An 11,127-nucleotide genomic window follows, 5' to 3' on the forward strand; every position below is an offset into this window, starting at 1 on the left:
GCCATCGCCGGCGCGCTCGGGCTGCCGCACTGCGAGGTCGACGTCATCTTCACGTCGATCACCGTCACCTGCCACCGCGGCACCGACCTGACGCCGATCACCGCGCTGCGCGTCGTGCGGAGCCGCAGCCTCGACTACACGCGGCTGACCGAGACCGAGAAGCTCGTCCGCAGGATCGTCCGCGGGCACATGGGCGCCGAGCAGGCGCAGACCGAGCTGGAGCGGATCACCTCCGCGCCGCACCCGTACCCGCGCTGGGTGGCGACGCTGTCCTGGGGCGGCGTCGCCGCGTTCGTCACCATCCTGCTCGGCGGCGGGTTCGACATCGCGCTCGTCGCGTTCGTCATCAGCGGGGTCATCGACCGGGTCGGCCGGGTCGTGAACCGCTACGGGCTGCCGTTCTTCTTCCAGCAGGTGATCGGCGGCCTGGTCGCGACGCTCTCGGCCATGGTCATCGTCAGCAGCAACGTCCTGACCACCGACAAGCCGACGCTGGTCGTCGCGGCCGCGGTCACCGTGCTGCTGTCCGGGCTGTCCACCGTCTCGGCCGTGCAGGACGCCATCACCGGCTACAACGTCACCGCCGCCGGCCGCACCATGGAGACCGCGCTGATGTCGGCCGGCCTGATCGCCGGGGTCGTGCTCGCCCTGCGGATCGCCGTCATGCTCGGCCTGCCGCGCACCCCGCTGCCCGAGGTGACCGGCTCGACGCCGCAGCAGCTGCCGCTCGTCGTGCTCGGCGGGGCCGGCGCCGCCGCCTGCTTCGCGCTCGCGAGCTACTCCAAGATGCGCGCCATGCTGGTCGCGGCGGCCGCGGGCGGCATCGGCGCCGCCGTCTACGGCTCGCTGATGCTGGCCAAGCTGGACGGCGTCAGCTCGTCCGCGATCGCCGCGACGCTGGTCGGGTTCTGCGGCGGCGTGCTCGCCCGCCGGCTCGGCGTTACTCCACTGGTGGTCGCCGTGTCCGGGATCACTCCGCTGCTTCCCGGCCTGTCGACCTACCGTGGTCTGTACCAGATCGGGGTCGAGCCGAGCGGCAACATCTCCACCCTCATGACGGCCGTCGCAATCGGGCTTGCCCTGGCAGCGGGCGTGGTACTCGGGGAATGGCTGGCCCAGCCGGTGCGCACCGGACTGGGTCGCCTCGAGCGGCGGTTCGCCGGACCACGCATGGCTGGTCCGCTCGAGCCGACCGAGCGGAGCTTGGAGTAACACCGCGGTCACCGAATGTTCATCGCTCACGCGATAGGGTTTCACTCTGGGGCCGCGACCCAGGACGCGAGGAGCAGGCGACGTGAGTGACCAGAAGGAGAACGGGAACCAGGCCGATTTCGTCGTGGTGGCGAACCGGCTACCGGTGGACCTCGAACGCACCTCCGAAGGCGAACGCCGGTGGACGGCCAGCCCGGGCGGGCTGGTGTCGGCGCTGGAGCCGTTCCTGCGGTCGAGGAAGGGCGCCTGGGTGGGCTGGCCGGGCGTACCCGACGTCGACGTCGAGGAATTCGACGACGACGGCTTGGTGCTGCACCCGGTTTCGTTGAGCGCCGACGAAGTCCGCGACTACTACGAAGGTTTCTCCAACGCGACGCTCTGGCCGCTCTACCACGACGTCGTCGAGCGCCCGGTGTTCGACCGCGCGTGGTGGAACAGCTACGTCAAGGTGAACCGCCGGTTCGCGCAGGCCAGCGCCGAGGTCGCCGCCACGGGCGCGACCGTGTGGATCCAGGACTACCAGCTCCAGCTGGTGCCGGCGATGCTGCGCGAGCTGAGACCGGACCTGCGGATCGGCTTCTTCCTGCACATCCCGTTCCCGCCGGTCGAGCTGTTCATGCAGATGCCGTGGCGCGCCGCGATCATCCGCGGCCTCACCGGCGCCGACCTGGTCGGCTTCCACCGCCCCGGCGGGGCGCAGAACTTCCTGTGGCTGTGCCGCCAGCTGATCGGCCTCGAGTCGACGCGCGGCGCGGTCGGCGTCCGGTCGCGGCCGGGCACCATGCAGGTCGGCGACCGGACCGTGCGGGTCGGCGCGTTCCCCATCTCGATCGACGCCGCGGGCCTCGACAGCCTCGCGCGCACCAAGGGCGTCCAGGAGCGGGCCGCCCAGCTGCGGCGCGACCTCGGCAACCCCAAGACGGTCCTGCTGGGCGTCGACCGCCTCGACTACACGAAGGGCATCGACCTGCGGCTGCAGGCGCTGCACGAGCTGCTGCACGAGGGCAGGCTGCAGCCGGACGACGTCACGTTCGTCCAGCTCGCCACCCCGAGCCGCGAGCGCGTCGAGCACTACCAGCGGATGCGCGGCGAGATCGAGCAGATGGTCGGCCGGATCAACGGCGAGTTCTCCCGCGTCGGCCACCCGGTCGTGCACTACCTGCACCAGTCCGTGGACCGCACCGAACTGGCCGGCTTCTTCTCCGCTGCGGATGTCATGGTGGTGACACCGCTGCGCGACGGCATGAACCTGGTGTGCAAGGAGTACGTCGCCGCGCGGCACGATCTGGGCGGTGCGCTGGTGCTTTCCGAGTTCGCGGGTGCCGCCGCGGAGCTCTCTAGCGCATTCCTCGTGAACCCCCACGACCTGGACGGGGTGAAGGACGCACTAGTGGCTGCCATTACCCTCGACCCGGCAGAGGGCCGTCGCCGGATGCGCGCCATGCGTCGCCAGGTCCTCACTCATGACGTTGACCGATGGGCGCGCTCGTTCCTCCAGGCCTTGGGTACGGAGGCGGTCGACTGACATAGTCCCCCGACCCATGCACGAGCTCCTGAGGAGGAGTGTTGACTGCCGAGGCCCTGCCCGCCGAGTTGCGGCGCGCGATCGTCCAGATCGCCCGTACTCCGCGTCTGCTGGTCGCCTGCGATTACGACGGCACGCTGGCACCCATCACGCTCAACCCGGACGAGGCACGCCCGCTGCCGGAGTCCGTCGGGGCCCTCAGATCGCTCGCCGGTCTGCACGAGACCACCACGGCGGTCATCTCCGGCCGTGCGCTTCGTGACCTGGCCACGCTGTCGCGGCTGCCGTCCGAGGTGAACCTCGTCGGCAGCCACGGCTCCGAGTTCGACATCGGCTTCATCCACGCCCTCGACGAGAAGGCGCGGGAGCTGCACCGGCGGCTGGAGTCCGAGCTCGAACAACTCGTGCTGGACGTCCCGGGGGTGTCGCTCGAGGTCAAGCCGGCGAGCATCGCGGTGCACGTCCGCCGCGCCGAGCACGAGGCGGGCCGCCGCGTGCTCGCGGCCGTCCACTCCGGACCGTCGACCTGGGAAGGCGTCTCGACCACCGACGGCAAGGAGGTGGTCGAGCTGGCGGTCGTCCAAACGGACAAAGGCCGCGCGCTGGACATCCTGCGCCACCAGGTGGGCGCCACGGCGGCGATCTTCCTCGGCGACGACGTCACCGACGAGAAGGCCTTCGCCCGGCTCTCCGGCCCGGACCTGGGCATCAAGGTCGGCGACGGCGAGACCCTCGCCGCGTTCCGCGTGCCCGACACCGTCGACGTCGCGCTGGTGCTCGGCTTCCTCCTCGAGGAACGCCGCAACTGGCTCTACGGCGAGTCGGCCCCGCCGATCGAGCGGCTGTCGATGCTGGCCAACGAGCGCTCGGTCGCGCTGCTGACGCCGGACGCCAAGCTGACCTGGCTGTGCCACCCCGGCCCGGACGCGCCCGCGGTGTTCGCCGACCTGCTCGGCGGCGAGGGGGCCGGCCACTTCTCCATCAAGCCGCACCGCAACGGCCTGCCGCTCGGCCAGCGCTACCTGCCGAACACGATGACGGTCGAAACGCGCTGGTCGCGCCTGCTCGTCACCGACTACCTCGAGCCGGAAAGCGCACCGCACCGCACGGACCTCGTCCGCGTGGTCTCGGGCGAAGCGGCGGCGAGCGTCACGTTCGCGCCGCGGCCCGAGTTCGGCGGCGTGCCGGTGAAGCTGGAAGTCACCGACGGCGGCGTCCGGGTGCTCGGCACGTCGGAGCCGTTCGTGCTGTACTCGCCGGGCGTCGAGTGGACCATCACCTCCGACGGCCTGCACGACACCGCGTCCGCGCTGGTGCAGCCGACGCCGACCCAGCCGGTCGTGCTGGAGCTGCGCTGCGGCACCACCGACCTCGGCCCGCACGAACTGTCCGAAGTGGAACGCCGGGACCGCGCGGGCCGCTACTGGAGCGAGTGGACGTCGAAGCTGCAGCTGCCCAAGGTGCAGACCGACCTGGTGCTGCGCTCGGCGCTGACGCTGCGCGGCCTGGTCAACACCGACACCGGCGGCGTGCTGGCGGCGGCGACGTCGTCGCTGCCGGAGGAGATCGGCGGCGTCCGCAACTGGGACTACCGCTACTGCTGGATCCGCGACGCCGCGATGACCGTGCGGGAGCTCGTGCACCTGGGCTCGATCGAGGAGGCCGAGGGCTACCTGCGGTGGCTGCACGGCGTGCTCGCCACGCTGGCCGGCCCGGAGCGCCTGCACCCGCTGTACACCCTCGCCGGCAGCGTCATCGGCGCCGAAGCGGTCATCGAGTCGCTGCCCGGTTATGCCGGTTCGCGCCCGGTTCGCGTCGGCAACCTGGCGAACCACCAGGTGCAGCTGGACGTCTTCGGCCCGGTCGTCGAACTCGTGCAGACCCTCGCGGCGGCCCGCCACGAGCTGCGCGACGAGGACTGGCAGATGGTCCGCGCCATGGCGGAAGCCGTGACGCGGCGCTGGAACGAGCCGGACCACGGGATCTGGGAGGAGCGGCACGTGCCGCGCCACCGGGTCTACTCCCGGGTGATGTGCTGGGTGACCATCGACCGCGCGATCAAGCTGGGCGAGCAGTACGGCCGGGACGTGCCGAACCAGTGGCCGTCCCTGCGCGACGCGATCGCCGCCGACGTGCTGGAGCACGGCTGGAACGACGAGGTCCAGGCGTTCACCACGGCCTACGACGGCACGGACCTCGACGCGGCCTCGCTGTTCGTCGGTCTCACCGGCCTGATCGACCCGGCCGACGAGCGGTTCCAGCAGACGGTGACCGCGATCGAGGCGGAGCTGCGCAGTGGGTCCACTGTGTACCGTTACCGCCGCGACGACGGCCTCCCGGGCGGCGAGGGCGGCTTCCACATCTGCGCGGCCTGGCTGATCGAGGCGTACCTGCTCACCGGGCGGCGCACCGAGGCCCAGGAGCTGTTCGACCAGATCGTGGCGGCGGCCGGCCCGACCGGCCTGCTGCCGGAGCAGTACGACCCGATCGCGGAACGGTCCCTCGGCAATCACCCGCAGGCCTATTCGCACATCGGGCTCATCCGCTGCGCCAACTTGCTGGCGGCGAGTTAGCCCTTTCGGTCCGAAAGCCCCTGAAGGCCACCATGACGGCACCCAGTGCCCTTATGGTGGCCTTCAGTGCGCTGGAGGTGAGGCGGGTGCAGGGGACGTTCGGGCAGGTCGAGTTCGTGCCGCTGCCGCCCCGGTTCGCCGACCGGGTGCGCTGGGGCTCGGTGGTGGTCGGCTGCTCGATGATCGCCGGGATGGTGCTGCTGTTCGGCCTGACGACGTACCTGCAGGGCATCGTGCACGGCCACGCGTTCCCGGACACGCTCCTCGGCAAGGCCGCGGCGGTGCTCCCCCCGCTGGGCGTGCTGGCGGTCGCGGTGCTGGTCCTGACCTGCCGCCGCTGCCTCCGCGGCGACTACCTGGTGGTGGCCAGCGCCGGGGCGACCCGCAGCGCGCTGCTGTTCACGTACCTGCTGACGCTGGTGCTGATCCTCGGTTCGTTCGCGGTGCCGATCGTGTTCCGCGTGTGGCGCGACACGGCGGAGCTGCGGGCGCCTGACCTGCTGACGACGTTCTCCACGCTCGCCTTCGCCACCATGGGGTTCCTGGCCGGGATGTTCTACCTGCGGCCGTCCGTGCAGACGCTCCGGAAGTACAGCGACCACCCGATCTGGTGAGTCCACTTTAGACGAACACACGCCGGCCCTCCCGGGCACCGGTCTGCGCCGAGTTGCAGAGATTTCTTTGCACAATCTTCTTTGCACGGCTACAGTGGGGCCATGACCAGCGCTCCACCACCGGAAGAGCTCGATCCGGATGCCCTCAAAGCCGTCACCCACCCGCTGCGCCGCCGCATCCTCGGCGTGCTCTCCGCAGGCCCGGCGACGGCCACGAAGCTCGCCAAGGACCTGGGCGAGAACACCGGCGCGACCAGCTACCACCTGCGGGAGCTGGCCCGGTTCGGGTTCGTCGAGGACGTCCCGGAGCTCGCGCGGGGCAAGGAACGGTGGTGGCGGACGCGGCGGCGGGACATCCGCTGGCCGCGCCGCAGTGAGCAGAGCGCCGAATCCCGGACGCTGTTCGACGACATGCAGCGGCAGGGGTTCGAGGACGACCTCGAAAAGCTCAACCGGTTCGCGGAAAAGCGCGAGGAGCTGCCCGGCGACTGGCCGGACGCACTGCTCTTCGCGCGTGGGGGCACGTGGCTCACCGAAGAGGAACTGCAGCGGTTCTGGCAGGACTACATGGAGCTGTTCCGCCGGTACTGGCGGACCGAGGACGACCGGTCACCGGAAGCGCGGCGCGTGCTCGTGCGCTGGCTCGCGTTCCCGGATCCAGGGGAATGACATGACATCAGGGGGTTTTCCATGCGGAAGGCAGTTCTACTGGCCGGGGTGATCCTGGCGGTCACGGCGCTCGCGCCACCGGCGTCGGCGTCGACATCGGCATCGGCATCGGCATCGGCATCGGCATCGGACAGCGAAGTGACTTTCACCAACGGGGGCGTGACCTTGCACGGCACCGTCGTCGCACCGCCCGGCGGCACGAAACTGCCGGGCCTGGTGATGGTCCACGGCTCGGGGGCCCACAGCCGGGACGACTACCGCGACCAGGCCGAAGCCTTTGCGCGGCAAGGCATCGTGACGCTCATCTACGACAAGCGCACCGAGGGCTATTCGCAGTTCGAACGGTCGTACTCGACCCTCGCGGACGACGCACTGGCCGCGGTTTCGGTACTGCGCAAGCGATCCGACGTCGATCCGGCGCGGGTCGGCGTCTGGGGGCTGAGCGAAGGCGGCTGGGTGGCGCCACTGGCGGCTTCGCGTTCTTCGGACGTCGCTTTCGTGGTGACGCTGGGCGCGAACGGGGTCGAGCCGTCGCGGCAGCAGTCGTGGGCGGTCGAGAACCAGTTGCGGCGGCTGGGAATGGACGGTTCGCTCGTGCGGATGGCGTCGTCGACGATGCTCCGCCAGCTCGCCGGCGGCGGGGTGTTCCCGGAGCCGCACCACGACCCGGTGCCGGTGCTGAAGAGCCTGCGTCAGCCGGTGCTCGGGGTGTGGGGCGCGAAGGACATCCTGACGCCGCCGGGTGAAGCGGTCCGGATCTTCCGGGAATCGGTGGCGCACCACACGTTGCGGGTCTTCCCGGACGCGCAGCACCAGCTGCGCCGCACCACCGACGGCTTCGACAAGCTGCCCGGGTACGCGCCCGGCTACCTCGAACTGGTGGGCAGCTGGGTGAACAACCCGCCCACCGCGTCGACGGCCGACGAACCGCCGGCGCAGGACCGGCCGAGCAACACCGTGACACCGCTCGCCTGGTACGAGCCGACGTGGCTGCAGCTCGCCGTCCTGGCGTTCCTGCTGGTGGCGTTCGCCTGGTACCCGCTGGTCCGGCGCGGTCCCGCCGCGCGGCCGGCCCGCTGGCTGTCGGCGACCGGACTGCTCGCCGTGCTCGGTTTCCTGGTCGTCGACGTGCTGATCCAGCTGACGATGGGCAAGGGGCTGGGCCCGGTGGTCGCCGGCCGTCCGCTGCCGTGGCTGGCGCTGCAGCTGCTGTCACTGGGCGCGGTGGCCGCCGCCATCGGCACGGCGGTGGCGTGGTGGCGCAACCGCGGTGTCCGCCTCGGCCTCCCGCTGGCCGGCGGCGTGGTGTTCGTCCCCTGGGCGGTCTACTGGGGACTGCTGGGCGTCTAGGCGGAGTAGTCCTCCGGTGGCGGGGGTGCCCTGGCTCGGCGCCCCCGGCCCGGAGCGCCGCCCCGGCATGGCACAGTTCGCCCGTGAACGCTCGCGAACGCTGCGGGCAACTGGGGGTATGCAGGTGATCCACGAGGGCTCCGAGCTCTGGGGGCACGACCGCCCGGACCTGGGCGGACCCGAGCCCGGGCCGGCGTTCGGGCGGCTCTTCGACGCCCACGCCGCGCAGCTGCGCCGGTACCTGGCCCGCCGCGTCGGGGCCGAACCGGCGAACGATCTCGTCGCCGAAACCTTCCTGGTCGCGCTGCGGCGGCGGGAGACCTACCGGCCCGAACTGGGCACCGCCCGGTCGTGGCTCTACGGCATCGCCACCAACCTGCTGCGCCACCACGTGCGGTCCGAACTGCGCGGGCTGCAGGCCACCGCGCGGCTCGCGCGGACCGGCGAAGCCAGTCACGCGGCCCACGACGGCCGTGTCGCCGAGCAGGTCGACGCGCAGGTGCGGGCCGCGCAGCTGGCCGGTGCCCTGGCCCGGCTCAACCCGGCCGATCGCGACACCCTGCTGCTCGTCTCGTGGGCCGGGCTCGAGCCGGCCGAGGTCGCCGAGGCGCTGGGCATCCCGCCGGGTACCGTCCGGTCGCGGTTGCACCGGATCAGACGCTGGCTCAGGACGAACGCCCCGACCCCCGAGGAGGTGCAGGACCTTGCGTGAAGACAACGTCCGGAAGATCTGGTCCGAAGCCGAACTCGACGCGGCGCTCGAGGACCTGAACAACGACGTCGGCGACGAAGAGGGACTGGCCTTCGCCCGCGCGTCCCTGCTCGCGGCGGCCGGCGTCGAAGAGGCTCCACCAGCCGGGTCGCGGCGGGCCGGGGCGTGGCGCTGGCTCGCCGTGGCGGCGGCCGTCGTCACCCTGGTCGGCGGGCTCGGCGTCGCCGCCGCCGTGTGGACGCCGGACCCGCCGGAGACGTCGCAGCCCGCCGCGCTCCCCGACCTCGACCGCCCGCTGGCGCCCGGCGAGTTCCGCTACGCGCAGAAGCTCGGCTGGTCCCCCGACCTCATCTTCGGGCGCCCGGCCTGGGTCCAGCAGAAGGTGGAGTTGTGGATCCCGGCCGACCCCGCCGGCGTCTGGCACCGGCGGACGATGTGGACGGGCGTCGTGCACGGCATCGAGGCGGAGACGAGCAAGGACGTCAAGGTGAACCTGACGCCCAAGGACGAGTTCGGCCCGGGTGGCTTGTTCCCCGGCGATCCGCCGGACAACGGCGTCGCCAAACCACACTGGAACACGCCGCTGCAGAAGTGGCTGCAGCCGGACGCCGCCTTCGTCGCCACCTTGGTCCCGGACCGGGGCAAGCTGCTCAAACGGCTGGCGCTCGACACCATCACGCCCGCCGACAACGGCCGGCAGCACACCGCCACCGAGTCGCTCACCATGGTGCGCAGCGTCCTGGAACTGGGCCTGGTCCCGAAGGACGTCCGGCTCGCGCTGGCCGACGCCTTCCGCGACGTCAACGCCGCGTTCGTGGTGGCCGGCCACACCCCGGACGGCAGGCCCGCCACGATCCTCGGCGCCAAGGACTCGAACCAGCGGCTGTACCTCGACCCGGCGACGGCTCAGCTGCTCGCCTGGGACGCGGCGCAGCCCACCCCCGTGATCACCCGCTCCGACCAGGTGCCGCTGACCACCAGCCGGCAGCGGCCGAGCTACACGCCCCCAGCGGCGACCACGGAAACCCAGCAGCTGCCGCCACCACCGGGAAAGCCGGACGCCCCGGCGGCGACGTACTCCTTCGCCATCACGCGGACGTCAGGGTGATCCGCGCGCATGGCCGGCGGCGTCCAGCGCGCGAGCCCGGCGGCGTCCAGCGCGCATGGCCGGCGGCGTTCAGCGCGCGGGCCTGGCAGCGTTCAGCGCGCGTGGCCGCCAGCATCCACCGCGCGAGCCCGCCAGCATCCAGCGCGAGCCCGCCAGCATCCAGCGCGAGCCCGCCAGCGTCCAGCGCGCGAGCCCGGCAGCGTTCAGCGCGCGTGGCCGGCGGCGTTCAGCGCGTCCGCGACGTTCGCCACCTCCAGGACCCGGATCCCGGCTGGCGGCTTGCCCGAGTCCGGCGGGACCAGTGCGTGCGTGAACCCGAGCCGGGCCGCCTCCGCCAGGCGGCGGCCCACGCTCGGCACGCGCCGGATCTCGCCGGCCAGCCCGACCTCGCCCACCGAAACGAGCCGAGGTGACAAAGCCACGTCTTCGAAGCTCGACGTCAGCGCCAGCACCAGCGCCAGGTCGATGCCCGGCTCGGTGATCTTCATGCCGCCGACCGTGGCCGCGTAGACGTCCTTGTCGCCGAGCTTCAGCCCGCCGCGCTTCTCCAGCACCGCCAGCACCATCGCCACCCGCGCGGAGTCGAGGCCGCTGACCGCGCGCCGCGGCTGCGGGGCCGCCGTCGCCGACACCAGCGCCTGGACCTCGCCCAGCAGCGGCCGCTTGCCCTCCATCGAGACGGTGATCGCCGTGCCGGACACCGGCTCGGCCGTGCGGGTCATGAACAGGCCCGACGGGTCCGGTACCCCGACGATGCCTTCTTCCTGCAGCTCGAAGCAGCCGATCTCGTCGGACGCGCCGAACCGGTTCTTGATGCCGCGGAGCATCCGCAGCGTCGAGTGCTTGTCGCCCTCGAACTGCAGCACGACGTCCACCAGGTGCTCCAGCACACGCGGGCCGGCCACCGAGCCGTCCTTCGTGACGTGCCCCACCAGCACCACCGGCAGCCCGCGCTCCTTGGCCAGCGCGACCAGCCCGGACGTCACCGCGCGGACCTGCGTCACGCCGCCGGGCGAGCCGTCGACCTGCGGGGACGCCATGGTCTGCACCGAGTCGACGATCAGCATCCCCGGCTTGACGTCGTCGACGTGCCCGAGGATGGCCGAAAGGTCGCTCTCGGCGGCCAGGTACATCCGGTCGTGGACGTTGCCCGTTCGCTCCGCGCGCAACCGGACCTGGCCCGCGGACTCCTCGCCGGTGACGTAGAGGGACCGGTCGACCGTCTTCGCCCACTGGTAGGCGACTTCGAGCAGCAGGGTCGACTTGCCGACACCCGGCTCACCCGCGAGCAGCACCACCGCGCCCGGCACCAGGCCGCCGCCGAGCACGCGGTCCAGTTCCGAGACACCGGTGTGGCGGGCGCG

The 11,127-nt window shown here is 71.8% G+C and carries 9 protein-coding genes; 8 read left to right on the top strand and 1 reads right to left on the bottom strand.

From position 1 onward, the window contains the following. The 8 genes from CCN39_RS34640 to CCN39_RS34675 form a co-directional block, all read left to right on the top strand. The coding region (locus tag CCN39_RS34640) for a threonine/serine exporter family protein (RefSeq protein WP_086849230.1) at positions 1-1,212 on the top strand (1,212 nt) is incomplete at its 5' end. Positions 1,213-1,294: 82 nt separating this feature from the next. Continuing rightward, positions 1,295-2,737: an alpha,alpha-trehalose-phosphate synthase (UDP-forming) gene (locus tag CCN39_RS34645; RefSeq protein WP_086849232.1), complete on the top strand. Its 1,443-nt coding sequence runs from the start codon at positions 1,295-1,297 to the stop codon at positions 2,735-2,737. A 41-nt stretch (positions 2,738-2,778) separates the two neighbouring features. Further along, on the top strand, positions 2,779-5,310 hold the full coding sequence (gene otsB / locus CCN39_RS34650; protein WP_167455267.1) for a trehalose-phosphatase: 2,532 nt from the start codon (positions 2,779-2,781) through the stop codon (positions 5,308-5,310). Between the two features lie 86 nt (positions 5,311-5,396). Then, on the top strand, positions 5,397-5,924 hold the full coding sequence (locus CCN39_RS34655) for a hypothetical protein (RefSeq protein ID WP_086849246.1): 528 nt from the start codon (positions 5,397-5,399) through the stop codon (positions 5,922-5,924). A 102-nt stretch (positions 5,925-6,026) separates the two neighbouring features. Then, a complete protein-coding gene (locus tag CCN39_RS34660) occupies positions 6,027-6,593 on the top strand; it encodes an ArsR/SmtB family transcription factor (protein WP_086849236.1) in 567 nt (188 codons plus the stop codon). Between the two features lie 48 nt (positions 6,594-6,641). Next, on the top strand, positions 6,642-7,943 hold the full coding sequence (locus tag CCN39_RS34665; protein WP_086849238.1) for an alpha/beta hydrolase family protein: 1,302 nt from the start codon (positions 6,642-6,644) through the stop codon (positions 7,941-7,943). Between the two features lie 118 nt (positions 7,944-8,061). Beyond that, complete coding sequence (locus CCN39_RS34670; RefSeq protein ID WP_086849239.1) at positions 8,062-8,655, top strand: RNA polymerase sigma factor; 594 nt, start codon at positions 8,062-8,064, stop codon at positions 8,653-8,655. Further along, positions 8,648-9,763 carry a hypothetical protein gene (locus CCN39_RS34675; RefSeq protein WP_086849241.1) on the top strand — a complete coding sequence of 372 codons (1,116 nt, stop codon included), beginning with the start codon at positions 8,648-8,650 and terminating at the stop codon, positions 9,761-9,763. Before CCN39_RS34670 ends, CCN39_RS34675 begins: the two co-directional genes overlap by 8 nt. Positions 9,764-9,966: 203 nt before the next feature. On the opposite strand, the gene radA is transcribed toward CCN39_RS34675, so the two are convergent. Then, positions 9,967-11,127 (bottom strand): DNA repair protein RadA (gene radA, locus CCN39_RS34680; RefSeq protein WP_086849243.1); only part of this gene is annotated, 1,161 nt, incomplete at its 5' end.

It is taken from the genome of Amycolatopsis kentuckyensis (assembly GCF_002155975.1).
GTDB lineage: Bacteria > Actinomycetota > Actinomycetes > Mycobacteriales > Pseudonocardiaceae > Amycolatopsis > Amycolatopsis kentuckyensis.

Excerpts from the sequence above, each read along its gene's own strand:
- CCN39_RS34660 (WP_086849236.1), top strand. The coding sequence starts at position 6,027 with ATGACCAGCGCTCCACCACCGGAAGAGCTCGATCCGGATGCCCTCAAA.
- CCN39_RS34670 (WP_086849239.1), top strand. The coding sequence starts at position 8,062 with ATGCAGGTGATCCACGAGGGCTCCGAGCTCTGGGGGCACGACCGCCCG.